Source organism: Luteolibacter sp. (assembly GCF_039920825.1).
Lineage (GTDB): Bacteria > Verrucomicrobiota > Verrucomicrobiia > Verrucomicrobiales > Akkermansiaceae > Luteolibacter.
In genome coordinates this window covers 39,443-65,347 of the sequence record NZ_JBDSCX010000064.1, presented here as the reverse complement: position 1 = coordinate 65,347, position 25,905 = coordinate 39,443, and the positions used below count along the sequence as shown (strand labels likewise).

18 protein-coding genes are annotated in these 25,905 nt (G+C 58.8%); 10 read left to right on the top strand and 8 right to left on the bottom strand.

The window, feature by feature from the left end:
* Window positions 1-36: 36 nt before the first annotated feature.
* From chrA to ABIQ96_RS19030, 4 genes are all read left to right on the top strand, one after another.
* Entirely contained in the window at window positions 37-1,344 is a 1,308-nt protein-coding gene (gene chrA, locus ABIQ96_RS19045; RefSeq protein WP_348216220.1) for a chromate efflux transporter, read from the top strand.
* Entirely contained in the window at window positions 1,341-2,705 is a 1,365-nt protein-coding gene (locus ABIQ96_RS19040) for a hypothetical protein (RefSeq protein ID WP_348216219.1), read from the top strand. Before chrA ends, ABIQ96_RS19040 begins: the two co-directional genes overlap by 4 nt.
* A gap of 71 nt (window positions 2,706-2,776) precedes the next feature.
* A complete protein-coding gene (uxaC, locus tag ABIQ96_RS19035; RefSeq protein WP_348216218.1) occupies window positions 2,777-4,180 on the top strand; it encodes a glucuronate isomerase in 1,404 nt (467 codons plus the stop codon).
* A gap of 28 nt (window positions 4,181-4,208) precedes the next feature.
* Window positions 4,209-5,321, top strand: coding sequence for a lactonase family protein (locus ABIQ96_RS19030; RefSeq protein ID WP_348216217.1), 1,113 nt, complete (start codon window positions 4,209-4,211; stop codon window positions 5,319-5,321).
* A gap of 161 nt (window positions 5,322-5,482) precedes the next feature.
* Here the strand turns inward: ABIQ96_RS19030 and asnB are convergent, their stop codons facing one another.
* The 5 genes from asnB to ABIQ96_RS19005 form a co-directional block, all read right to left on the bottom strand.
* On the bottom strand, window positions 5,483-7,342 hold the full coding sequence (asnB, locus tag ABIQ96_RS19025) for an asparagine synthase (glutamine-hydrolyzing) (protein WP_348216216.1): 1,860 nt from the start codon (window positions 7,340-7,342) through the stop codon (window positions 5,483-5,485).
* Window positions 7,327-8,529, bottom strand: a complete 1,203-nt coding sequence (locus ABIQ96_RS19020) for a hypothetical protein (RefSeq protein ID WP_348216215.1) — start codon at window positions 8,527-8,529, stop codon at window positions 7,327-7,329. The genes asnB and ABIQ96_RS19020 overlap by 16 nt, the downstream gene beginning before the upstream one ends.
* Before the next feature lie 34 nt (window positions 8,530-8,563).
* Complete coding sequence (locus ABIQ96_RS19015; protein ID WP_348216214.1) at window positions 8,564-9,508, bottom strand: glycosyltransferase family 2 protein; 945 nt, start codon at window positions 9,506-9,508, stop codon at window positions 8,564-8,566.
* Window positions 9,505-10,044 (bottom strand): acyltransferase, encoded by a 540-nt coding sequence (locus ABIQ96_RS19010; protein WP_348216213.1) that lies wholly within the window; start codon window positions 10,042-10,044, stop codon window positions 9,505-9,507. Before ABIQ96_RS19010 ends, ABIQ96_RS19015 begins: the two co-directional genes overlap by 4 nt.
* A gap of 85 nt (window positions 10,045-10,129) precedes the next feature.
* The gene (locus ABIQ96_RS19005; protein ID WP_348216212.1) at window positions 10,130-12,862 is read right to left on the bottom strand and encodes a glucosidase; all 2,733 of its coding nucleotides are present in this window, start codon (window positions 12,860-12,862) and stop codon (window positions 10,130-10,132) included.
* A 187-nt stretch (window positions 12,863-13,049) separates the two neighbouring features.
* Here ABIQ96_RS19005 and ABIQ96_RS19000 point away from each other — a divergent pair, with 187 nt between their 5' ends.
* From ABIQ96_RS19000 to ABIQ96_RS18990, 3 genes are all read left to right on the top strand, one after another.
* Window positions 13,050-14,834 (top strand): GMC family oxidoreductase, encoded by a 1,785-nt coding sequence (locus ABIQ96_RS19000; protein ID WP_348216211.1) that lies wholly within the window; start codon window positions 13,050-13,052, stop codon window positions 14,832-14,834.
* A 14-nt stretch (window positions 14,835-14,848) separates the two neighbouring features.
* Window positions 14,849-15,493, top strand: coding sequence for a gluconate 2-dehydrogenase subunit 3 family protein (locus ABIQ96_RS18995; protein WP_348216210.1), 645 nt, complete (start codon window positions 14,849-14,851; stop codon window positions 15,491-15,493).
* Between the two features lie 111 nt (window positions 15,494-15,604).
* Window positions 15,605-17,041, top strand: coding sequence for a hypothetical protein (locus tag ABIQ96_RS18990; protein ID WP_348216209.1), 1,437 nt, complete (start codon window positions 15,605-15,607; stop codon window positions 17,039-17,041).
* A gap of 204 nt (window positions 17,042-17,245) precedes the next feature.
* Here the strand turns inward: ABIQ96_RS18990 and panC are convergent, their stop codons facing one another.
* The 3 genes from panC to ABIQ96_RS18975 all read right to left on the bottom strand — a co-directional run bounded on the left by panC (window position 17,246) and on the right by ABIQ96_RS18975 (window position 20,366).
* A complete protein-coding gene (gene panC, locus ABIQ96_RS18985; RefSeq protein ID WP_348216208.1) occupies window positions 17,246-18,079 on the bottom strand; it encodes a pantoate--beta-alanine ligase in 834 nt (277 codons plus the stop codon).
* A gap of 505 nt (window positions 18,080-18,584) precedes the next feature.
* Entirely contained in the window at window positions 18,585-19,358 is a 774-nt protein-coding gene (locus tag ABIQ96_RS18980) for a TlyA family RNA methyltransferase (RefSeq protein ID WP_348216207.1), read from the bottom strand.
* Window positions 19,359-19,361: 3 nt separating this feature from the next.
* Window positions 19,362-20,366 (bottom strand): DUF3500 domain-containing protein, encoded by a 1,005-nt coding sequence (locus tag ABIQ96_RS18975; RefSeq protein WP_348216206.1) that lies wholly within the window; start codon window positions 20,364-20,366, stop codon window positions 19,362-19,364.
* Between the two features lie 115 nt (window positions 20,367-20,481).
* On the opposite strand from ABIQ96_RS18975, the gene ABIQ96_RS18970 reads away from it, so the two are divergent.
* The 3 genes from ABIQ96_RS18970 to ABIQ96_RS18960 all read left to right on the top strand — a co-directional run bounded on the left by ABIQ96_RS18970 (window position 20,482) and on the right by ABIQ96_RS18960 (window position 25,857).
* Window positions 20,482-21,546: a 3-deoxy-7-phosphoheptulonate synthase gene (locus tag ABIQ96_RS18970; RefSeq protein ID WP_348216205.1), complete on the top strand. Its 1,065-nt coding sequence runs from the start codon at window positions 20,482-20,484 to the stop codon at window positions 21,544-21,546.
* Window positions 21,547-21,878: 332 nt separating this feature from the next.
* A complete protein-coding gene (locus ABIQ96_RS18965) occupies window positions 21,879-23,144 on the top strand; it encodes a class I SAM-dependent methyltransferase (protein WP_348216204.1) in 1,266 nt (421 codons plus the stop codon).
* Entirely contained in the window at window positions 23,137-25,857 is a 2,721-nt protein-coding gene (locus tag ABIQ96_RS18960) for an ATP-binding protein (protein WP_348216203.1), read from the top strand. Before ABIQ96_RS18965 ends, ABIQ96_RS18960 begins: the two co-directional genes overlap by 8 nt.
* The last annotated feature ends 48 nt before the right edge of the window (window positions 25,858-25,905 follow it).

Here is a 25,905-nt window from a genome sequence, read left to right as displayed (position 1 = left end):
CTTGCTTGAAGGAGCCGAGCCGGATGAAATCAAACGATGATTGAAACCAACCCGCCGCCGGTTCCGAGTTTCGGCGAGGCGCTGCGTTTCTGGTCGAAACTTGGCTGGATAAGCTTCGGTGGTCCTGCCGGTCAGATCGCGATCATGCACAAGGAAATCGTCGAGCGGCGGCGGTGGTTGTCGGAGGATCATTTCCTGCACGCGCTGAATTTCTGCATGCTGCTGCCGGGACCGGAAGCGCAGCAACTCGCCACGTATCTCGGGTGGCGGCTGCACGGCGCGCGCGGTGGAATCGCTGCGGGAGTTTTGTTCGTGCTGCCGTCGGTTTTCATTTTGTTAGGCCTGAGCTGGCTCTACATGGCGGGCGGCGAGATCTCGTGGATCAAGGGGATGTTCTACGGACTGATCCCGGCGGTGATCGCGATCGTTCTATCCGCGGTGAAACGCATCGGTTCGAAGGCGTTGAAGTCGCCGAGTCTTTGGGTGCTGGCGGGGCTGTCGTTCGTCGCGATTTTCTTTTTCAAAATCTCCTTCGTTTTCATCATCCTGGCGGCGGCATTGATCGGATTCGTCGGTGGGAAAATCTATCCAAAACAGTTTCCCGCAGGCAAGGGCCACGGGAAGTCGGGGACGGAAGAACTGCCGTGCGTGGTCCTTCCTCCCACGCCGCGGGCCACGGCGGCGCGCTCGGCACTGATCTCCGTAATCTGCCTGGTGCTGTGGTGGACTCCTGTGCTGGTGATCGGACAATGGCTGGGCTGGAAGGGGATTCATTTCCAGGAAGGACTCTTCTTCAGCAAGGCGGCGCTGGTCACCATCGGCGGCGCCTATGCGGTTTTGCCCTACGTTTCACAAATGACCGTGGAGCATTTCCGCTGGCTCGGCCAACCCCAGATGATGGCGGGTCTCGGCCTTGCTGAAACCACTCCGGGGCCGCTGATCATGGTGCTTCAATTCGTCGGATTCGTCGCGGCATGGCAGCATCCCGGAAATCTATCACCATTGGCGGCGGCGACGCTCGGGGCGCTGATCACGACCTGGGTGACATTTCTGCCATGCTTTCTGTTTGTGTTTCTCGGAGCGCCCCATGTCGAGGGACTGCGTGAGAAGCCGGCGCTGGCCTCCGCGCTAACAGCCATCACCGCGGCAGTCGTCGGAGTGATTTTGAATCTCGCCATCTCGTTCGCCGATCACGCGCTGTGGCCGGCGAAAGGAATTTTCGACGGCTTCGTGGCGGTGGTGGCAGTCGCGGCTTGGGTGGCGATGGAACGTTTCAAGCTCGGAGTGATTCCGGTCTTGTCCGCCTGCGCGATTCTGGGTGTGGTGAAGGTGTTGGCATTTTGAAAAGTCCTCCATCAGCATCCGATCCGAATCCCTATGCCGCGCCGGGTGTGGTGGAAATGGAACCTGTTTCCACGATGACCTGGCAGGTGGACGGGACGGGCGTGCTAGCCAGGAATGGCGCGACGTTGCCGCCTGTGGATCTGGATACGGGAATGAGTGACGGGCCGATGAGATCGGTCCGGCGGGTCGGTGAATTCAATCTCGCCATTGTTGCGGTGAGTCTCGTTTTCGGGATCGGCGGTTACCTCGGAGCCAAGTATTTTTTCGATGGCGAACTGCTGGTTTTCTTCGTTCTCTTTCTGTTGGGGAAAATGGTTTTCATGCGTTTGAGGGCGCTCCGTGGTGCCACGGGCAACCGCGTGGTGGTCTGGACGTTCATGGACGAAATGCGAGCCCGGCGGATCGCACGGCGGCGCTGGTTCCGGATCTGTGCGATGCTGCTGATCGCTACTTCATTGCTGGTGGTTCCGCTGCTGTTGGTCGGGCATTTCATGGACCTGATGACCTGGTTGCTGCGGCTGTTCGCGGTGGGAGTTCCCTTGCTTATCGTGCTGATCCTATGGGCGGTGTTGGACCAAGGAAAAACGAAGATCCGGCCCGGCCCGCAAGGTTGGCTGCGCATCGAGCGGATTCATCCCGAAGCGCTGGTGAAGCTGCGTGAAATCGAAAGGGAAATCTGTGACAAGGTGGTCACCCCGCACGAGGTCCGCAAACGACTCGTTAGAACTTCCTATTTGCATCGCTATCCGCTTCGCCTGTTGATCGGCCACAATTGGAAACGGCCGTTTCTCGTCATCAACATCGTCATGATGAAGCTCCTGCGGTCGCGGCTGTTGGAGCGCGAAGCCTATCATTTCAGCGAGGCCGGGGAGATTTCCATGGCACAGCTCTGCGCGGCATTGGAAAAATTCGCGGATGATTGGCTCTCGGTCCATCCCGATTGGAAATTCATTTCCGCGAAGCGCTTGCCGAGCCCTGCGGGTGACTTGGTCGTGGAATCACTGTTTCTCGCATCGCCCGGACTGGAACACTGTGCCAACGTGAGCCACGTCTGGTTGGTGCGGAACAACGGGAAGGGAACCACCGAGATCCGTTTTTTCACCTGGGTCGAAGAGGATCGGGTCGTCGCCACCGTCGATCATGCCTCACTTCCACTACCGAATCCACGCATGATCGGATCGCGGGTTTCCGGAACGGCGGCGCAGGTTTTCGACGCCCATTTGAAACAATGCAGGGCCCACATGATCGCAGCCTCGCGTGATGCGGCGGAGTTGCTCGCGAGGATCCGGCGTTTGATGGAAGAGGGTGACGCGCTCCTTGTCGAAGGCGGATTCCAGAGTGAGGTTCGCGAAACCGGCTGAATGACCCATTTTCGGGTTACCTCATTTTATCTCTTGGCCGCTCGCGGATCTCACGGTGTGATGGTTGCGCAATGGCTTACCTCGACGAAAACTTTCTCCTGCATTCTCCCACGGCGCTCCGGCTCTTTCATGAAGTGGCGAAGGACCAGCCGATCATTGATTACCACTGCCACCTTTCGCCCCGCCAGATCGCGACGAACCACCGCTGGGAAGACATCTCCGATATCTGGCTCGGCGGCGATCATTACAAGTGGCGGCTGATGCGGGCCAACGGGATTGACGAGGGCCTCATCACCGGCGACTCGACGCCTCGCGAGAAATTCCAAGCGTGGGCGGAAACCGTGCCCTACACCCTGCGAAACCCGATCCACCACTGGACGCACATCGAGCTACAACGCTACTTCGGCATCGATCTGCTGCTGACACCCGACACGGCGGACGAGATCTGGGAGCGGACGAATGCGAAACTGGCGGAGAAGGATTTCTCGACCCACGGACTGTTGAAAAAATTCGACGTCCGCGTCGTCGGCACCACCGATGATCCGGCGGATCCGCTGGACGACCACGAGACTATCGCCGCGTCCGACCTGAAGACATGGGTCGTGCCGACGTTCCGTCCGGACAAGGCGTTGTTAGTGGATCGTCCGGACTTGCTGAAGCCTTGGTTGGAAAAACTCGAAGGAGCATCCGATATGACAATCGTTCATCTATCAGACTTGCTGGCGGCATTGCAGAAGCGCCACGACGATTTCCATGCGGCGGGCGGACGCCTTTCCGACCATGGACTCGACCGGCTTCCCGGGCTGCATTGCACCGATGAGGAAGCCGGAGTGATCTTCAATCGCGCGAGGGCGGGCAAGCCGGCCTCGGCCGAGGAAAAAGAGAAATTTTCGTTCTATCTGATGGTGTTCTTCGGCCAGCTCGACGCGGCGAAGGGCTGGACCAAGCAACTCCACCTCGGCGCGTTCCGGAACATCAACTCGCAGATGGCTGGCAAACTCGGTCCGGACACCGGCTACGACACCATCGGCGACACGCGTCAGGGAGAATCCTTGGTGATGTATCTCGACGCGCTGGCCAGCAGTGGATCGCTGCCGAAAATGGTGCTCTACAACCTCAACCCGCGCGACAACTATCTGTTCGCCTGTCTAACTGGAGCGTTTCAGGACGGCACCTTCGCCGGCAAAATCCAGTTTGGTTCCGGCTGGTGGTTCCTCGATCAGAAGAATGGCATGGAACTCCAGCTCGACGCCTTGTCAGCCACCGGATTGCTTTCGCGCTTCGTCGGCATGCTCACCGATTCACGGTCGTTCCTCTCGTTTCCTCGCCACGAATACTTCCGCCGCATCCTCTGCAACCTCATCGGCAGCGAGGCCGACCGGGGAGAGTTGCCGGATGATTTCCAAGCCCTCTCCAAGCTGGTCGGCGATATCTGCTTCGGCAATGCGAAGCGGCATTTTGGATTTGATGTATGAAGTGAAATCCAGCGTCCGTTTTATCGCGATGATTCGTCAAACCCTGCTGCCGTTTTTCCTGCTGTCCACTTCGCTGTATGCCGTGCCCGTCTACATCGGCACCAACACCGGCGGGAGTTCCGGCAGCAAGGGGATCTATCTGGCCGATTTCGATTCGGCCACCGGTAAGCTTACCGAGCCGACACTCGCCGCGGAATACAGCAACCCCGGTTTCCTCGCGCTGCACCCGACCAAGCCGATCTTGTATGCTTGCGGCGCACCCACCAAGCCGTTCGCCGATGGCTCGAACTCGGTCGCGGCGTTCGCGATGGGAACCGACCATGCTTTGAAATTCCTCGGCGAAGCGTCCGCCGGAGGGAAGGGATCCTGCCACGTTGCCGTGGATGCGACAGGCCGTACGGTCGCAGTGGCCAACTACGGCGATGGCAGCCTTGCAACCGTGAAACTCGATGAAGCGGGGATTCCCGGCGAGGCTGGAACGGTAATCAATCACACCGGCTCCGGTCCTAACAAGCCACGCCAGGACGGTCCGCATGCCCACGGGGTGTATTTCAACAAGGCGAACACCCTTCTTTTCGTGCCCGATCTCGGGCTGGATCAGGTGTTCATCTATCCGTTTGATGCGGCGACTTCCAAGCTCGGTGAACCGATGCCATCGCTGGTTTCCACTCCGGGTGTCGGGCCGCGGCACATGACTTTTTCGCCCGACGGAAAGAACGCCTACGTGATCAACGAACTCGCGAATTCGATCACGACCAGCACCTATGACGGGGGGAAATTCACCGTGCTCGGAAGCGTGCCGACATTGCCGTCGGATTTCAGTGGCAAGAGCACCACCGCGGAAGTCGAGGTGCATCCCAACGGGAAATTCGTTTACGGCTCCAACCGCGGCCACGACTCGATCGTCGTCTATCAGCGTGATGCGAAGACCGGGGAACTGAAGTTCCTCCAACACGCGCCCTGCGGCGGCAAGACCCCGCGCCATTTCAAGATCGACCCGACCGGCAAGTGGCTGCTTTGCGGCCATCAGGATTCCAATACGATCAGCGTGCTGCCGCTGGATCCAGCGACCGGATTGCTCGGTGCTCCCGTCAATACGGTGAGTTCACCAAGCCCGATCTGCCTGTTGTTCGTTCCTTGAGGGATGATACCCAAGGAGTGTCGATCTCCGAATCGACATGCCAATGGAGGGCCAACGAACAGCGCTCGCTCGTTTCATTGTCTTTTCATTGGCTCGGGCGGATCGGAGTCCACCCCTCCTTGATTTTTCGTCCCCCATTTGCGAGAAGGGGACAGGAGAAATCAGGGAGTCTTCAGTGCCTTGAAAAACGCGCGGTGCCAGACTTCGAGACCCATCAAGGTCCAGAGTCTGAGTTCCTCGTTGCGGCGGCCCCGGGTGTGATTGACGAGCAGGCTCTCGATGACACGACGGTCGAAATAGCTGCTGACAAACGAATCCGGACCTAACAATAGGTCATGCACGTAGTCCTTCAGCCCGCCGCGGAACCACTCGTCGAGCGGCACCTTGAAGCCGACCTTCTTGCGGTCCACGATGTTTTGCGGGAGGTGCTTGCGGGCGATTTCCTTGATCAGCCACTTGCCGCTGGTGCCCTTGATCTTCATCGATGAATCGATGCGGAAGGCAAGTTCCACCAGTTCGTGATCGAGGAACGGCGGGCGGTTCTCAATGCTGGCGGCCATCGACATCCGGTCGCCGCGTTCTAACAAATTGTCGGCGAGCCAGGTGTGGCAATCGACGTAAAGCATGCGGCGCAGGTGGTCGCCCTCGGCGCGATCCCATTGTCCGGGTTCGTTGCCGTTGCCATAGCCGGGCCGCAGCGATTTGCGTTCATACCAAGTGAACGGACCGAACCAGGTCTGCATCCGTTCCGCCGTCGAACGTGCCGCGAGGGCGCGGCCCGCCTGGCGTATGCGGTTTTTCGATTCTGGCAAAAGGCGTTCGCCCATGCGGAACATCGGGACTCGCAGGAAATTCGGAATCGCCGCCAACGGAGCGAGCTTCGGCTCGAACGCATATTTTGGATAGCCTCCGAAAATCTCGTCGCTGCCTTCGCCCGATAGAAGAACCTTTACCTGCGCCCGCGCCTGTTTGGCGATCTTGTTGATGGCGACGTCCGCCGGTTCACTCATCGGCGCGTCTCGGTGCCAGCTGAGTTTTTCCCAGTGATCCAGGAAATCCTGCGAGGTGACCATGACCTCGTGGTGGACGGTTCCGACTGCCTCACTCACCTGACGGGCGAAGGGAAGTTCGTCAAAACGTGGATCGGAGAATCCAGCGGCGAAGGTTTGCACCTCGCCACCTTCGCGGAGTTTCTTCATCAGCGCCACGGTCAGGCTGCTGTCGAGGCCACCGCTCAGATAAGCTCCGACCGGCACGTCCGCGACGAGGCGCAAGGCCACGGCTTCCTGTAATTTTTGATCCACCGCACGGATCGCCGCATCGCCGGTCAACATGTCGCCCTGCTGGCGGGCGGGCAGCGACCAGTAAACTTCCTCACGCAGGCTACCGTCCTTGCCGATGTGCAGCACGGTGCCGGGCGCAAGTTTCCGGATCCCTTTGAACAAGGTGCGCGGCGGCGGGACGGAGCGGTAAGTTAGATATTCCTCAACGGCGGCATCATCGAGGACCGGCTCGCCGACGGCGGGCAGCAGCGCCTTGATCTCGCTGGCAAAGGCGAAAAAGTCCGGACCGATGTGATAGTAAAGCGGCAGGATTCCCAGCCGGTCGCGCGCGACGATCAGGGTCTCCTTGGTTTCGTCGTAATAAGCGAACGCGAACTGCCCGTTGAGCTTGTCGAGACCGCGGATGCCCTCGCGGCGCATGATTTCCAGCAGGACTTCGGTGTCGCCGTGGGTGCGAAGCGGCACTCCATCGCGTTCAAGGTCGGCGCGCAGTGACTGATAGTTGAAAATCTCGCCGTTGAAAGTGATGTGGAACGGCCCGCTTGCCGACGTCATCGGCTGGGGCGATCCCGCGAGGTCGATGATCGAAAGCCGGGTGTGACCGAATCCGACATCGCCTAAAACCTTGAATCCATCACCGTCAGGTCCCCGATGATGGAGCTGTGCCGCCATTTGGCGCAGCAGTCCTTCTTCGGCACGACGGCCCTTGAAATATCTAACTCCTACGATACCGCACATGGCTGCTCCTTTCCGTTTGTTTTGGTTGAAATTGCGTCGAGAACGGCGATCAGTTCGACCGTCCGGTCGTCCCAACTGGCTTTGGCAAGCAGCGCCGCACGGTTGCCGGGGGCCTTCTTGCCCGCAAGCACGGCGTCCAAGTGGCTGACAAACTCGTCGTGGCTGTGGGCGATGTGGATGTAGTCCGCGTAATGCTCCGCCTCGCCGAAGCGGGCCGCGACGATCTCGTGGCCCAACAGAAGATACTCCTTCAGTTTGATCGGGTTGATCCAGCGGGTCCAGTCGTTGTCGAGATACGGCATGATCGAGATGTCGAAATCCGCTCCATAGTTCGGGATTTTCTCGTAGGGCTGGAAGCCTAACAGATGAATGTTCGAATGGGCCTTGAGACGGTCGAGCGAGAGAGTGGCGTCGCCGATCAGCACGAGGTTGTAGTTCGGCCGCTCTTTGGCGACGTGTTCCAACAGATCGAAATCCACGACGTAATGTTCCAGTCCGCCGAAGAAGCCGATGATCGGGCGGGCGTGGCCGAGGCTCGTCACCGCGCCGGTCGGCGGACGTGCGGCGAAGTGTTTGATGTCAACGCCGTGATCGAGGAACCGCGCCCGGTCGCCTGCCATTTCGCGTTCGCTCTCCATCAGATTCCGGCAGCAGTAGAGGACGGCGTCGGCGTTTTTGATCAGTTCGTTTTCGAGCCGGACGATCAACGAATTGTCCACCTCGGAGAAACCGGAATGCTTGTCGCTGCGGTTATAGACCAGCGAGCTGCGTTGCATTTTCTTTGCGACATCCCAAGCGGTCGGCAGGGTGACGATGATGTGTGGATTTTTGATCCCGAGCTTGCGCGCCTGGCGCTGCACTTGGAAGCGGATGAACCAGGCGTTGAACGCACGTGCCTTGGCGCTGCCGTAAAACGGAAACAGGATCGGCGTCATCAGATTGTAGTCCGGTCGATCCTCAAGAGGCTTGCATGCGGGGCGGAGCATACTTTTCGCCTTCCTCCACAAGCGGCGGAATAACATCGGGCTTTTTCCCGGTGACGGCATCCGCATGCCGATGCTATTTACCAATAAAACTTTGCGGTGTTTCGCCGCGCGGGTCATCAGTTGGAAATCACTGTGGGCGCGGTTGTGATACCACCAGTCCTGGCCGCAGAAGATGAGGATGTCGGGAGGGGCGGGGGTCATTGGAAATCGTTCGGCAGTTGGAAAACGTGAGAAGTTAGTTAGCAGCTCGGCCGCCATAGCCTTGCAGCCAGTCCTTGCGCTCCCGCCATAGAGTCTGCCAGCGGCCGGCGCTGCCGTTCTCGTTTGGCGAACTTTTGAACTGGCTGAGGGCCGCCCGCAGGCCGGCTCCAGCGGCGAGGAAAAACAGGCCGAGAGATTGGGCCGGGCCATTCCAGTGCATCCTAACCAAGCTCGCCTTGCCTTTGAAGAGCAGCAGCATCTTGTGTACCGGAGTGTCCGAACAGCCGCCGTCTTCGTGAACCAGTCTGGCATCCGGGCAAATCACAGGTCGATAGCCCGCACGATGGGCGCGCATGGCGAGATCGGCATCCTCTCCATACATGAAATAGCGTTCGTCCAGTCCGCCGAGTTCGTTCCAGACAGCAGTCGTCGCTAACAGAAAGCAGCCGGTGATCACTCCGACCTCGCGCACGGTATCGCGTTGCCATTTTCCGAGTGACTCGGGATCCAGCCATGGATTTCCCGAAGCGAATGTCGTTAGGCCGCAGGCGAACATGCCGAGGCTCCACAGCGAAGGCAGCCCCCAACAGGAGGATGGGTCAAGGTCACCTTCCGGAGTCTGGGTGCGACCGCCATACAGTCCGTGGCCGGGATTTTTGCGGGCGAAGTCCACAATGACGTCCACCGCGTTTTCCAACAAAATCGTGTCGGGATTCAATAATAGAACGAACTCCGCGTCCGAGTGCTTGACGCCGAGATTGACGCCCTTGGCGAATCCCAAGTTCGCTCCGGGGACCACGAGTTCGACTTCGGGGAAATTCGCACGGATGAAATCCACCGTGCGCTCGTTGGGGCTGTTATCCACGACGATGACCTGCTGGCTAACGAATTTTCGCTGGGCAAAAACACTCTCCAGACAGGGTGCGATGTGCCCCTCGGAGTTGTAAGTCACGATAACGATGGCGACGTCTGCTTTCATGGGTGAGTTTCTCGGGTTCCGATGACTTTGGCTGGCACTCCGCCGGCGATCGAACCGGCGGGCAGATCTTTTGTCACCACCGCTCCGGCTCCGACGATGCAGCCGTCGCCGATTGTCACTCCGGCAGTGACCACGACGCCGGTGCCGAGCCAGACGTCATTGCCGATGCGGATGTCACGCTCGACTTTCGGTTGGTCGTGAATGGGTTTACCGTCCTCCAGCTTGTAGTTGGAGGCGGTGATGAAAACGCCCGGCGCGAGCGCGACGTGATCTCCTAGAATGATTTTTCCGGAGGAATCGCCGGCCCAGAGAAAGCACCGCTCGCCGAGGTGGCAACCGCGGCCGAGGATGATGCGCTCGCCGTTGCGAAATGAAACATTCGGAGCGATGGAGGTTCCCTCACCGCAGGTCAGCTTGCGGCGCTCGCGGACGTGGCTGTATCCGTAAAAATGAACGAGCCGGAGCACGTGGACGTAACTTCGCGGGTCAAGAAATGATCCCAAGGCGTTCAGGATCTTTGATGGGGGGGAACTCATCACCGAGGGGGTGCGTGATACATGAAGAGGGGGGAGAGGCGGTCCTAGGCTATTGGTCGGGTGGGCGATGTCAATTCCACGGAACCTACGTGATCGCGTTAGAAAGATCGCTAACATAAGGATCGACGGTGGAGGCCGCTCCGGCGATCAACGAGTGGTGGAGTTTTTCCCGGCGTTCGCGGACGAGCCGGACGATGAGCGAGGTCCACCCCGTTTGGTGGGACGCGCCGAGGCCTTCGCCGGTTTCACCGTGGAAGTATTCGTGGAACAACAAGAGATCCTTCCAGTGCGATACGTCGCTGTAGCGCTTGGCGTCACCGAAGCAGGGGCGGTAGCCGTCTTTGTCAGGAAGCAGCAGCGAAATCAGGCGGTCGCACAGATCGATCGCCACCTCGCGGAGAGTGAGCATTTTGCCCGATCCGGTGGGATATTCGATTTTGAAGGTGTCGCCGTAGAAATAATCGTATCGTTCCAGAGCCTCGATGATCAGGAAATTGATCGGAAACCAGATCGGTCCGCGCCAGTTGGAGTTTCCGCCGAACATATCGGTGGTCGCCTCGCCGGGCGTGTAGGGCACCTCGTGGCGCTGGCCGTCGTGATCGAAAACGAAGGGTTTCTCGCCGTGGGCTTTGCTGAGTGAGCGGATGCCAAAATTCGATAGAAACTCCTTCGGGTCGAGCATGTAGGCCAGGCTCTTGCGCAGACGGGCTTCCGAAGGAATGGCTAACAGACAACGGCCGGGATTTTTGTCGCCCTTGACCCGGCGGGTCGTGATGTATTTCAGAAGGTCCGGGCGGTTGACGAGGAACCAGTCCATTCGTTTCCGGAAACTTGGCAGGGCGTCGATGGTTTTCTGTTTGAGAACCGTCACGGCGCACATCGGTAGCAGACCGACGAGCGAGCGGATGCGCAACGGGATCGGATCCTGGTGATCGATGATGAGTTGGTCGTAGTAAAATCCGTCGGTGCTGTCCCAAAGACCCGTGCCGCCGAGCGAGTTGATGGCGTCGCAGATGTTGACGAAGTGCTCGAAAAATTTCGACGCGATGTCCTCGTAAGCCGGCTTTTCCAAAGCCAGTTCAAGCGCCATCGATAGCATTGTTAGGCAGAACGACGCCATCCACGCGGTGCCGTCGGCTTGGTTGAGATGCCCGCCACCGGGAAGCGCGTGGGAGCGGTCGAACACCCCGATGTTATCCAGTCCGAGGAAGCCGCCGCCGAAGACGTGGCGGCCTTCGACGTCCTTGCGGTTGACCCACCAGGTGAAATTGAGCAGCAGTTTCTGGAAGGCGCGTTCGAGGAATAGCAGATCGCGTTCGCCCTTCTTGTCGGCGATTTTATAAACCCGCCAGACCGCCCACGCGTGGACCGGCGGATTCACGTCCGAGAAGTTCCACTCGTAGGCGGGAAGCTGACCGTTAGGGTGCATGTACCACTCGCGCAGCAACAGCAGCAACTGGTGTTTCGTGAACTCCGGATCGATCGCGGAAAACGGGATCATGTGGAACGCGGTGTCCCACGCGGCGAACCAAGGGTATTCCCATTTGTCCGGCATCGAGAGGATGTCGCGGGCGAAGAAGTTAGACCAATCGGAGTTGCGTCCGTGCATTCTGGCATCGGATGGCGGCGCGCCGTTGTCGCCTTTCAGCCAGTCTTCTACGACGTAATGGAAAAACTGTTTGGTCCACAGCAGACCGGCGTAGCCTTGGCGGCAGATCAATCGCTCGTTGCCGGAAATGCTTTTCGGAATGACCTCGTCATAAAACGTATCACTCTCGGCGATGCGTTCCCTGAATACTTCATTGAAGCCTTGGAAGCCGTCGATGCCGTTCGACTCGGAAATCAAGTGCAGCCGGCAGCGGACCGTGATCGATTTTCCGGCCGGGATCATGAATTGCAAATGCGGCGCTGCCTTCGTTCCGGACGGGGTGGGGGAAACGGCTCCTTTTTCGCCTTGGATCAGGTAGCGGTGGAACGCGTCCTTGACGTAGGGCTGCGGGTTTTCGGTGCCTGCTACGGTTTGAAAATTGGTGTCGTTTTCGGTGAACAGCCAGGGAATTGACTTCTTGGTGTTAGGGGAATCGACGATGAACCGATAGTCGCCGAGGGATTCATGGGAAGCAACGACTCCGGTTCCGTCGGAAACGATGTCGGGCTTTTTCGTCGGCGATTCACGGTTTTCAGGACCCCAACTCCAAACATTCCGGAACCAGAGGGTCGGCAAAATGTGGATCGGTGCGGCTTTCTTGCCGTGGTTCGTCACCGTGATCCGCCAGAGGATGTCTTCGGGGGTGCGCTTGGCGACCTCCTGCATCACGTCGAAGTATTTCCCGTCGTCGAAAAGCCCCATATCGGCGAGTTCCAGCTCAGGCCCGGTGCGCCCGAGTTCCTGGTTTTTCTCGCGGATGGCCGTATAGGGATACATGGCCTGTGGGTATTTGTAGAGTGCCTTGGTGTAGGAATGGGTCGGCGTGGAATCGAGGTAGTAGTAGCATTCCTTCACGTCTTCACCGTGATTTCCCTCGTTTCCGCCGAGGCCGAACAGGCGTTCCTTGAGAATAGTGTCCTGCCCGTTCCAGAGCGCCGGAGCGAAGCACATGCGGCACTGGCGGTCGGTCCAACCCTGCAATCCATCTTCGCCCCAGCGGTATGCGCGGCGGCGGGAATGATCGTGCGGAAAACTCGCCCAACTGTTCCCGTGGTCCGAGTAATCCTCCCGGACGGTGCCCCATTGACGCTCGCTGAGGAAGGGTCCCCAACGCCGCCATTTTTTCTCACCCGCCTTATCTTCAGCGAGTCGCTCGTTTTCCCGATGCATCTGCGACGACTAAAGCAGGAACCGTGCACAGCCGCCAGCCAACAAGCCGGATACCCGAAAATCTCCGGAAATATCGAGGTTTTCTCAGCCGTCCTTGATCCGATCCGACACACGGGGTTGGAATTTTTGCTGTCCCCGGAAATGTTTGTTTTTAACTGAAAATTACTCGTTACGATGGAGGAAACCCATGGCTATTCTCACCGACCGGAAGTCCCTTCGCGAATATGATGTGATCGTTGTCGGCTCCGGCGCGGGCGGCGGAATGATGGCGATGTTGCTCAGCCTCGGCGGCGCGAAAGTCCTCATGCTCGAAGCGGGCAGAAACTACGATCCCATCAAGGAAACGCCGATGTTCAACACGCCGGAGCAAGCCCCTCTCCGCGGAAAAGGCACGCCCGACCGCTTCTTCGGCCACTACGATGCGACCGTCGGTGGCGGCTGGCAGGTCCCCGGCGAGCCCTACGGCGACAAGCAGGGGACCGAGGAGGAATTTTGGTGGTGGCGGCCGCGGATGCTGGGCGGTCGGACGAACCACTGGGGCCGCATCTCGCTGCGCTTCGGTGAATACGATTTCAAGCCGAAATCCCGCGACGGACTCGGCTACGATTGGCCGATTTCCTACGCCGACCTCGCGCCTTTCTACGACAAGACCGAGCTGATGGTTGGCATTTACGGCTCGAACGAAGGCTTGGAAAACACTCCGGACTCGCCCGCCGGAATTCTCCAGCCGCCGCCGAAAGCACGGGCTGGCGAACTGCTGGCCAAGAAACATTGCCGCGGGCTCAACATCCCGGTCATCCCGATCCACCGCGCCGTCCTCAGCGAGCCTCTCAACGGTCCGGAACGTGCCGCGAAATTGTTCCCTGACAACCCGCTCGCCCGCAAGCTCGTCGGCGACGATATGACCGCCCGTGCCGCGTGTTTCTGGGCGACTCCCTGTGGCCGCGGTTGCTCGATCCGCGCGAATTTCCAAAGCACCACCGTCCTGCTGCCGCCCGCGCTTGCTAGTGGAAATCTCGACATCATCACCGATGCCATGGTCCGCGAGGTCCTCGTCGATGCGTCCGGCAAGGCGACCGGCGTGCACTACGTGGACAAGTTCACCCGCGTCGATTCCATCGCCAAGGCGAAGATCGTCATTATCAGCGCCAGCACCTGCGAGACGGCCCGCATTCTTCTCAACTCGAAGAGCGCGAAGTTCCCCAACGGCCTCGCCAACAGCAGCGGCCACGTCGGACGAAACCTAACGGACAGCGTCGGTTCTTCCCTGTCCGGCCATATTCCCGCGATGGAGAGCCTGCCGCCTTACAACGAGGACGGTGCCGGCGGCGGACACGTCTACACGCCGTGGTGGAACTACAAGAACCAGGAAAAGCTCGGCTTCGCCCGCGGCTATCACATCGAGATCGGCGGCGGCCGCGGCATGCCCGGTATCGGATCACTCGGCCTCCTCGACACCACCTCGCCCGGCATCTACGGCAGGAAACTCAAGGACGAGGCCCGCCGCTATTACGGCGCGTCCATGGGCTTCGCCGGTCGTGGTGAAATGATCCCCAACGAAAACTGTTACTGCGAGATCGACCCCGACCGAGTCGATCAATGGGGCATCCCGATCCTACGCTTCCACTGGAAATGGTCCGACCACGAGATCAACCAGGCCACCCACATGCAGAACACGTTTGCGGAAATTATTTCCTCCATGGGCGGCAAGGCCACGCCGCGCCCGGGCCGCGAGGCGCTCAACAAACCGGGTGAAATCATCCACGAAGCCGGCACCGCGATCATGGGCGCCGACGCGAAAAGCTCGGTCGTCAATTCCTTCGGCCAGACATGGGATGTGAAAAACCTCTTCCTGATGGACGCCTCCATCCTGCCGTCAAATCCCGACAAAAACCTAACACTAACCGTCCTTGCCCTCGCCTGGCGCTCGTCCGACTACATCCTCGGCGAAATGAAACGCGGCAACATTTGAAAACCCACGCCACCATGCACGAATCCCATATTTCCCGCCGCAGCGTTTTCAAACTCATTGCCGCCGCCAGCGCCGCCGGAACGGTGATGCCCCGCCTCGCGGAAGCCAAATCGCCGCTGCCGCTGACCGTCGGTTACAAAACCGCCCTCAGCGATCCCGACTTCGCCCATCCTTCCATCCCGTGGGAAAAGCCGCTTGATGCGACCGAACTCGCCACCCTCGGCGTGCTTGTCGACCTCATCCTTCCCGCCGACGAGCAATCGCCCGCCGCTTCCGCTATTGGTGTTCCGGACTTCCTCAACGAATGGGTCGGCGCTCCCTATCAGGAAAACAAGGAGGACTGCGAAATCATCCGCGGTGGCGTGGCATGGATCAACACCCACGCCTGGCAACTTCACGGCAAGCCGTTCAACGATCTAGCGAGCGATCAGCAGACATCCATCCTCGACAGCATTTGCGATTGGTCAAAGTCGGCTCCCGAACTCAGCTACGGCGCGCGGTTCTTTCAAAAACTCCGCATGCTCACGCTCGGTGGCTACTACACCCATCCCGCCACTTGGAAAAGCCTCGGCTACGTCGGCAACTCCCCGATCGCCGGACCCTATCCCGGCGTGCCGAATGAAATCATCAAGCAGCTGGGGTTGGAAGGGGAGATCTGAGCCGATTCGCCTGAAAATGGCGGATTCTTTAATTCTAACTGGTTATGATTTCGTAGTCTGGTTTTAAATGCCTTGTTGTCCCAACACTCTTTCGATAGGGCATGGGACCTCATGAAAACCTCATATCTTCCTGCATTGCTTTGTCTCACCTTGGGTAGCCAGGCTCCAGGAAAAGGCGTCCCGTCGAATGCCAGCGCCAACCTGGTGCTCGGTCAGTCGGACTTCGTCACCGGCACCATCCGGCCTCAGAGCTCTTTTTCATCCAACCGGCCTGAAGGAGTCGTCATCGATCCGATCACCGGCAAGGTTTTTGTTAGTGAAAACAATGCCAATCGAGTTCTGCGCTATGCCAATGCGGACGCGCTGGCGAACGGTGCCGGTGCGGAAGCGGTGTTCGGCCAGCAGAATTTCGGAGGCCCTGGCGCTGTTATTCCGCTTGCCAACAGCATGAGCGGCCCGATCGGAATGCATTTCGATCACAAAGGCCGGCTGTGGGTGTGCGATGCGTATAACAACCGCGTGCTCATGTTTGAAGCGGCAAGCTACGCAAGCAACCAACCCTATCCGGACCGTGTTTTCGGTCAACAGGACTTCGACACCAACGGGGCGGGGAGCACCTCACAAAAAATGTCCACACCCATCGGAGTGCATCTGGACAATGATGATCGCCTCTGGGTTGCGGATACGGGGAACAATCGGGTTCTGTATTTCAATCAAATCAGTAGCAAGACCAACGGAGCGGCGGCTGACGGCGTCCTCGGACAGCCAGGGTTCGGCACCTCAAACTTCGGCAACACGAATGCCACGATGAGCGGTCCTTATAGCGTGACAGTTTCATCGAACGGTGCCGTTTTCGTCGCCGATTCAAGTAATAACCGCGTCCTCCGATTCGACAATGCCGTGGGTATTGGCAACGGTGGCGCGGCATCCGGCGTATTGGGGCAGGCGAATTTCGTTGCGAATGCCTCGGCCCTTACCGCCAGCGGGATGTCACGCCCCACCGGCGTCGCACTGGATGCAAACGGAGCGCTCTGGGTTACGGACTATTACAACGAGCGTTTAATCCGCTTCGACAAGGCCGCCTCTGCCGTCTTCGGAGCTGCTGCCAAGGCGGTTGTCGGCCAGCCTGACTTCGTCACCAATACTCCGGCCGTCACGGAGTCGGGCTCTATCTTCTCGTTCTGCAAGCCCTGCTTCGATCCGAAGGGCAATCTATGGATTGCCGACACTGAACACTTTCGCGTGCTCGGTTTCCCGGTGGATGCCACGAAGCCCACTCTCACCGTAACCTCCCTTGGGCCCGTCACCACCACAACGAGCAGTTCCACCAAGATCCGTGGAACTGCCGCCGATGCGAATGGGATTTTCATAGTCTCCTATTCCATCAACGGCGGATCCAAAAAGACCGCGACCGGCACAACGAAATGGAATTTCACGGTCGGTCTATCCAAGGGGCTCAATACGATCAAAATCTATTCCGTGGATTCCGTGAATAACGCCAGCACAACCAAAACGCTCAAGGTGACCCGTTCCGGCGCAGTGAAATAAGCAAGGCTTCAGATCGTCCGTTCTGGTTGGAGAAGTCCGATCTCTCGAAGTTCCGGGGACGGCAAATGGCAATGCTCACACGAAGAGGGGATGGTGGTCAGGTCCGTCCCGTTTCATGCCGGCCGCAACAGAGGTCGAGGAGCCCGCAGGCTGCGGATGAGCAGTCAAGGAACTGGCTGACTGCAGGTCGGTGAAATCGAGAATCTAACGAGCCTTCACCGCGATGTGGTCGATGAGCCGGACCTCCCCATAAAACACGGCGGCGGCGAGGACGGCCGGACGTTCCAGCGCAATCACCGGTTGCAGCGTTTCCGCATCGACCAGGGAAAGATAGTCGATGCGGGTGAGGGGGGAGGCTTCGATCAAAGTCCGCGCCGATCGGAGGATTTCGTCCGCCGTTTCTAACGAGGCGGCTTCCAGCAATGCCTTGCGGATGCGCGGGGCGTCCTCCCGCTGCTCCGGTGTCAGGCGGGTGTTGCGCGACGACATCGCGAGTCCGTCCGGCTCGCGAACGGTGGGACAAGAAATGATTTCCACCGGCACATCGAGATCGCGGACCATGCGGCGGATGATGGCGAGCTGTTGGAAATCCTTCTCGCCGAAGATGGCGGCATCGCATCCTGTTAGCAGGAAGAGCTTGAGCACCACCGTGCAGACGCCGTCGAAATGGCCGGGCCGCGTCGCCCCGCAAAGACCGCGCGACAGCAGGGTTTCCGTCACGGTCACCGAGCGATCCGGAAAATACATCGATCCCGCGTCCGGCGTGAAAACCACATCCACGCCTGCCCCCTCGCATTCGGCGATATCGCTTTCCATCGGCCGCGGATAGGCTGCTAGATCCGATGCGCGGTCGAACTGGATCGGATTGACGAAAATGGAAACGATCATTGTCCCGTTCGGCCCGGCGATTTCACGGGCCCGGTGCATCAGCGAAATGTGCCCCGGATGAAAAGCGCCCATTGTCGGCACCAGCACCCGCGGACCGGGAACGGTCTTCAGGATTTCCCGCAGGGCGCTTCCGCTATCGGCGACTTTCATGCGGGGATGTAGTCCGGGGACCGCCGACGGAGCAAGATTTAGTGTGCGGCTGTAGGGCCGGCGTCTTGAGATGCCGAGGAGGGATCTCGGAGCGTTTCCCCGAGGTGAAAACGTCCATGGGGTTTTCTTTGAAAACGAAGCGGGCGCGGACCGTTTAACCGATCCGCGCCCGAGATTGCACAATTTCCCCCCAAAGTTGCCGGTTGGCTTGGCTCGGTTGTGTGATCGACTTCCCCCCGGAGACCGATCTGAACCAAAAGCTGAGTTGCCCGGAACAGGATATGTTGGAAAGGTTTTCAGTTCACCGTGGTGCGCTGTCGCCTTTCGTTGGATGTAAGATGATCCAAAAATTTAGGTTTTGGAAGGTAATTGGGGTCCCGGATCCGGCCAGGTGGTCCCATTTCCGGCCATAGCAGGCTGATTGAGAGAGGATGGCCGCAAAAAGGCGGAAGGGTTCGCAAAAAAGAAGAGGAGGGAACCACGAATCTGGCGAATCGAGCGAATCCTAAGAAGGCTGAGGCGCGGAGATCTGGGCGATTCCTGCTTCGGGGATGGTGATCCAGGCGAGGAATTCCTGATTTCCGTCCATGCCGGTGATGGGCGAGGGGATGACGCCGTGCCAGTCGCAACTGAATTCCGTGGTGACGAATTCGCGGATTTTCTGGACGGCTCGCTCGTGGAGGAGGGGATCCCGGACGATGCCGCCTTTGGTGATGTCCTCGCGGCGAAGTTCGAACTGCGGCTTGATGAGGCAAACGACGGAGCCGCCGCCTTCGAGCACGGAGAAGATGGCGGGAAGAACTTTAGTTAGAGAAATGAAGGAAAGGTCGGTGACGGCGAGGCGGCACTTTTCGCCGATGTCGGCGGGGACCATGTGGCGGGCGTTGAATTGCTCCTTCACGATGACGCGGGGATCGTTGCGGAGTTTCCATACGAGCTGGTTGGTTCCGACATCTACGGCGTGGACTCTAACTGCACCGCGCTGGAGAAGGCAGTCGGTGAAGCCGCCGGTGGAAGCGCCGACGTCGATGCAGACCCAGCCGTTGGGATCGATCCCGAACGCGTCGAGCGCGCCTTCGAGTTTCAGCCCGCCGCGGCCGACGTAGCGTTGCTTCTCCTTGACTTCTAACGGCGCGTCTTCGGCGAGTTTGGTGGAAGGCTTGTCGATGATGCGGTCGCCGCTGCGGACTTCTCCGGCGAGGATGAGGCGCTTGGCCTGTTCGCGGGAATCGCAAAGGCCGCGAATGACTAACAGCGCGTCGATTCGGTCTTTTTTCATGCGTCAGTTGGAGCCGCCCTTGAAGTGCTCGCCAAGGATGTCGCGGCCGAAGTCTCCGGTGAAATCGCGCCAGGAGGCGTGGACGTGGTTGGCTTCATTCTGGACGTTGCAGGACTCCATCAGGAAGGTGGGGCCCTGAATGCGGTAGTAGTAGGCTTCGCCGGGCTTGGTGCCGCCGGCCCAGCCGAAGCGGATTTTGTCGATGCCGGCTTTTTCGATTTTCGCCATGTCGGCGGCGGCGATTTCGGAGCGGTAGCGGCCGGTGTATTGGGAGATGAGTTTGAGGAGGGCCGCGCGTTGGGTGTCGCTCATGTCGGCGGCGGTGATGCCAACGGCTTCGAGGACGGTGGCGGTGCGGTTTTCGGCTGAGAGGATTTCGGCGGGTGGTTTTTCGCTGAAGACGGCGGCGGATTTTCCGGCGGTGAGGAGCGTGGTGATCAAGGCGCGGGCAAGGTCTTCTTCTTCGGCAAGGACACGGAGGCCCTTGTGCGGACCTTCGCGGACTTCGGCGGGATTGGTGCCAAGGAAAGACGGGGTAACGGAGATGTCTTTGCCTTCGACGAGAGTGATGTTGAACGAGAGGTGGTGTCCTTCAAAACGCCAGCCCCAGCCCTTCGCTGTGCCGGGAGTGCCGAAGATGGTGACGTAGTATTTTCCGGAGTCGCGGTAGGTCGGATTTTTCTCGATTTCGGCCAGCACACCTTCGAGCGTCATGATCTGGGTGATCTTGAGTTTGCCCTTCTCGCTCAACGCGGTATCGAGGAGTTTCATCGCGGCGTCGCGCTGGGCGTCGTTCATTTCCTTGAGGGGAAGTCCGGCGCGTTCGTGCGGGGTGTAATGGAAATTTTCGCGTTCGTCGCCGGTGAAGGGAAGCTCGGCTTTGGTCTTCTGCTCTGGAGTCAGAGTGGCGAGAAATTTCTCCGCGGCTGCGGCCGAGACGACCTCGGCCGGGAGTTCCTTGGCGACAAGGGGGAGGGTGAAAAACGCGCAGATCAGTAGATTTTTCATCGGAAGAACAAGCAATCAGGAACGGCGGGGACCCGCAAGGAGAGTCTCTTCAAAGAACGGACGGGTGAAACTTGTGCCTTGCCTAGCTTGCAATTTGCCGTCCACGATCCGCGCCGTGACGCGCCACCGCACCGACGACCTCAGAATCACAGGCTTGAATCCGCTTATTTCACCAGCGGTTCTGGCCTATTATCTTCCTCTCACCGAGCAGGCTTCCGAGCTCGTTGCCAACACCCGCGCCCAAGCCGATGCGATCCTGCGTGGTGAGGATGACCGCTTGCTGGCGATCGTCGGGCCGTGCTCGATTCACGATCCGGAAGCCGCGTTGGAGTATGCTGGAAAACTAAAGGAAGAGGCGAAGCGCGTGGAGAAGGACGTGCTGGTGATCATGCGCGTTTATTTTGAAAAACCGCGGACAACGGTCGGCTGGAAAGGGTTGATCAACGACCCGAATCTTGATGATTCCTTCGACATCAACCACGGACTCCGCATCGCCCGCGGGCTGCTGCTAGATCTGGCGAACATGGGCGTGCCTGCCGGGACCGAGTTCCTGGATACCATTTCTCCGCAATACATCGCCGATTTGATCGCGTGGGGCGCCATCGGTGCCCGGACCACGGAGTCGCAGATTCATCGAGAACTGGCGTCCGGCCTTTCGATGCCGGTCGGATTCAAAAATGGAACGGGCGGATCGATCCAGATCGCATTGGATGCGATCCAGTCGTCCTCGCGCCCTCATCATTTTCTATCAGTTACGAAGCAGGGTGTTTCGGCGATTGTTTCGACGGCTGGAAACGAGTCGTGCCATCTCATTTTGCGCGGTGGAAAATCCGGACCGAACTATGACAAGGCTGCCGTCGATGAGGCGGCGGCGATGCTCCGTGAACAGGGACTGATCGAGACGGTGATGATCGATTGCTCCCATGGAAATTCGATGAAGGACTTCCGCAATCAACCGTTGGTCGCCCGTGACATCGCCCGCCAGCTTGCCGAGGGATCCAAGGTGATTACTTCGGTGATGATCGAATCCAACCTCGTCGAAGGGAATCAAAAGCTCGTGAAGGATCTTTCCACACTCACCCGTGGCCAATCGGTGACTGATGCCTGCATCGGGTGGGACGACACGGTTACGACGTTGGATTGCCTTGCTGAAGCGGTGCGCAAGCGGCGGGATTTCTGAGCGATTTCCAAGGGAATCACGTAATCTCCCGGGAAATTACAGGGATGGAGCATCGACTTAGCATGCAAATTTTGCCGGATAATTAAGTCATCTGAAAAAATTGTGATGGGTGCTTGCGGACTGAAAAATATCCGGTCAATCTCAGGCGTCGTCGAACTTCGATAATGGATTTAACAAGCGAATCATCCCAGAGCGTCATCACCTGCCGGAATAGCCAAGGCACGGAATTGACGGCTAACCTCCTCAGAATCAAGCGGTATTCCGTGGTGTTCGAGGTCTATAATCCATACAGTATCCTACAGCTGTCGGAGGTGTTGTCGGACTTCCGGATCATGGCGTCCAGACGTCTTCTTTACCACGGCAAGGCCGTGGTTAGCAATCTGCTCAACACCGGTATCGTGCTCGTTTGCGAAGCGATGCTGGACGAGGGGTGGGTGGAAGTCGATTTTCTATCAAGCGTTGCGGGTGGCTCCTCCCCGAGTGGCAGCGGCGATCTGGCCGGCCAGTTCGGGAACTTCATGGGCGAGTGGAAATCCGCCAACAAGGTGCAGGATCCGTTCAAACTGGTGGTGGCCGATCTCTCGAGCATGCTTTCCGGCGTCCAGCACTGGCTGACGGGAGTCGATGTCGGCATCCGGACCACGGTGACCCGCCGGCGGGACGAATTGGAAAACGAGATTTTCTCCGGAATCGAAAACCGGGTTGTCGAAGAGGTCCTGCCTTCGATGGAAAAATTCGAGGAGGTGTCCTTGGAAATCAGCGAGGCGGAAGTCGCGGTCCACAAGGCCTACGTCCGGCGCGAACTGCACCCGATCGTTCTTTGCTCGCCGTTTCTCTATCGGACTTATACCAAGCCGTTAGGTTATGCCGGCGACTATGAAATGGTGAACATGATGCTGCGCAATCCCTACGAGGGATCCTCCGCGTTCGCCAAGCTTTTGAATTTCGCGCTGCTCAATACCGAACCCGTCGTGGCGCACCGCAACCGGATCGATTTCCTCATCGAGAAACTCCGCTCCGAGTGTGCCCGCCGTGTTGGCCGCGGCAGGACCCGGGTATTCAACCTCGCTTGCGGACCGGCGATGGAGGTCCAGCGTTTCCTCCGGGAATGCGAGGAAAGCGATCTCGCGGAAATCGATCTGTTGGACTTCAATCCGGAGACTTTGGAATACACCCGGGAGCGGATGCAGGAGGCAAAGATGGCCGGCGGCCGCGAGACCCAGGTCCGTTATTTCCAACGCTCGGTGCATCAACTTCTGCGGGCCGCCACCCAGGGGGGCGACGACGAGTTTTCCAACTACGACATCGTTTACTGCGCGGGGCTGTTTGATTATCTATCACAACGGGTCTGCAAGCGTCTGGTGGAATTGTTCTGCACCATGATCCGTCCGGGCGGTATCGTCATTGTCACCAACGTCGCGGCCAGCAATCCGCGGAAAGCCTGGATGGAATACGTCATGGAATGGAACCTCATCTATCGTGACGAATCGGAAATGAATGATCTCATTCCCGATGGCTTGAATTTGAAAGGTACCACGGTGAAAGCCGATTCCACGGGAGTGAACCTGTTCCTTGAAATCGAACTCGCCAATGGCTGAAGCCAGCGTCAGCAATTTGCGGGAGAGCGACGCGGAACTTCTGAAGTCCTTCCGTGAATATGAGAATGGCATTGCCCTTGAAAATTCGCGGCGCGCCGCGGTGCTGGCCGCGGTGTTCATGCTGGCCGGGCTGTCGCTGGACTGGGTGATCATTGCCCAGAGTGGCGTGAAGTTTTTCCTGATCCGTGCGACGTGCGCGATTTTGTTAGCAACAATCTTTTGGTATCTTGGGACGGCCGCGAGGTCGAACCTGGTTTCACGGATCGTTTCTCAGGGAATCGCACTTCTGCCTCTCATTTCGATCTGCGCGATGATCGCGATGACCGAGGGCGGGAACTCCGTTTACTACGCCGGATTGAATCTGGTTCTAGTGGGCCTGTCACTGCTGCTGAGATGGACGTTCTGGAACTCGCTGGGGATGATCCTCGCGACGTTTGTCTGTTACACACTGAGTGTGTTGATTTCATCGGTGAAACCCGAGTTCACCACGCTCTTCGGAAACTCGTATTTCCTTTTTGTCACGTCCGTGTTCGTCCTCGCGGGGAGTTATTTTTATGAAAAGCTCCGGTTCAGTGAATTTTCCCTGCGCCGGGAGGTTGAGAAATCGCGCGAAGTGGTGGAGGCGCAGAACCGTCAGCTGAGCGAGCTTGATGAAGCGAAGACCCGCTTTTTCGCCAACATCAGCCACGAACTCCGGACTCCCCTGACCATCATGCTCGGCATTACCGAGCGTTTGCGAACATTGCTCAGCGGTCATTCCGGGGATCCGATCATCCAGGAAATGACGATCATGCTTGAGCAGAATGGACTGCGTCTGCTCAAACTCATCGACGATCTGCTGGATCTCGTGCGGTTCGATACTGGTCATGCCGACGTCAATCGCCAGCCTACTCCGATCGCCGCACACATCGACGGACTTCTCCGATCGCTGCGCCATCTCGCCGAGCAGGACCGGGTGGCGCTCCTCTGGGACTGCGACACGGATAGCGAAGCCATCCAACTCGACCGCGACAAGTTCGATAAAATCCTCCTCAACCTCGTCATCAACGCGATCAAGTTCACCCCTTCGAGCGGAACGATCGAGGTGAAGGTTTTGGCGCATAACGGGGAACTAGCCCTAACAGTTGAAGACTCCGGCGTCGGAATTCCTCCCGACGTGTTGCCGAGAATTTTCGAACGATTCTGGCAGGTGGACACCTCGTCCACCCGCAAATTCCAAGGGGCGGGGATAGGATTGGCACTGGTCAGGAGTTTGACCGAAGCGATGGGCGGTGCCGTGAAAGTTGACAGCCAGCTCGGCCACGGCACCACGTTTACCGTCAATCTTCCGGCCGAAGCGGCGACGATGGCGATTTCCACTGATCCGGTCGTCGAGGATCCGTTGAAGGACGGCGGAAACATCGCAAATCTCCACCGCCGCGCCGCGATGTCCATTCCCGGGAAAATGGCGCCTAAAGCGGCGGCATCCATTCATCCGCCGGTAGCCGTCGCCGGGCCGATGATCGGCACCCGGCCGAGTGGCGCCCGCCCGCTCGTCCTGATCGCGGACGACGAGCCTGACATCCGCCGCTTTCTGCGGATGCAACTTGAGAACGTGGATGTGATCGAAGCGTCGGACGGTGCCGAAGCGCTCGAACTCGCTCGCCTCCGCAGGCCGCAGCTCGCCCTGCTCGACCACATGATGCCCGAGATGGACGGTGTCGAGGTTTGCAAACGCATCCGCGAAAACCACAGCACCCGCGGAATGGCGGTGATTATTCTAACGGCCCGCGCCGACGAACAAACCAAGTTGGGTGCGCTCCAGGCCGGTGCCAATGATTTTCTCACCAAACCGTTTTCCACGGCTGAGCTGGCACTGCGGCTGGAAAACCAGATCGCCATGGCACGGGTCCGTCGTGAAATGGTGGACCTCAATACCGAGCTTCACTCCGCGCTCGAACAGATCAAGGAGAACGAGGTCATGATGGTGCGCAATGAAAAGCTTTCGGCGCTCGGCCGGATGAGCGCCGGCATCATCCACGAGATCAACAATCCGCTGAACTATGCCAGCGCCGGATTGCACGCGCTGGAAACATTCACCCGGTCGATTCCGGAAAAGGATCAGGCGGACTATGTCGATATCCTCACCGACATCCGCGAGGGCGTGGAGCGGGTTTCCCAAATCGTCATCGACCTCCGAAAGTTTACGCGTGACGACAAGGCGACCTCGGGCGACGCCGATCTGGCGGAAATCGTCGGCCGTTCGCGGCGCATGGTAAGCCATCAGGTGGGCAAGGAAATCGAGTTCAATTTGAAGTCCCCGGACAACGCCCTGATCAGCGGCAATCCGAACCAACTGGTGCAGGTTTTCATCAATTTCTTCCAGAACAGCATCGATGCCATCCATCAGCGGATCGAGGTGATCGGCGGCGATCCGGGCAGGATCGATGTCTCCATCGATCCCTCCGGCGAGGGCTGGCAGGTGACCATCCGTGACAACGGAATCGGCATTCCGCCGGAGAATCTGCAGAAAATCTTCGACCCGTTTTTCACCTCGAAGGACGTGGGCAAGGGAATGGGCCTCGGCTTGTCGATCACTCACCAGATTCTTCAGGCACACAAGGCGATCATCGAGGTGGACAGCCGGCCGACCGAGTTCACCCGTTTCCGGATCGCATTCCCGGCCCCTTCTTTCAGCTCGGATTCGGAATCCGTTCTCGACCAACCGGCCTGATTCTATCACTGTCCCGCCATTAGATATCAACCTTCACTTTCCATCGAC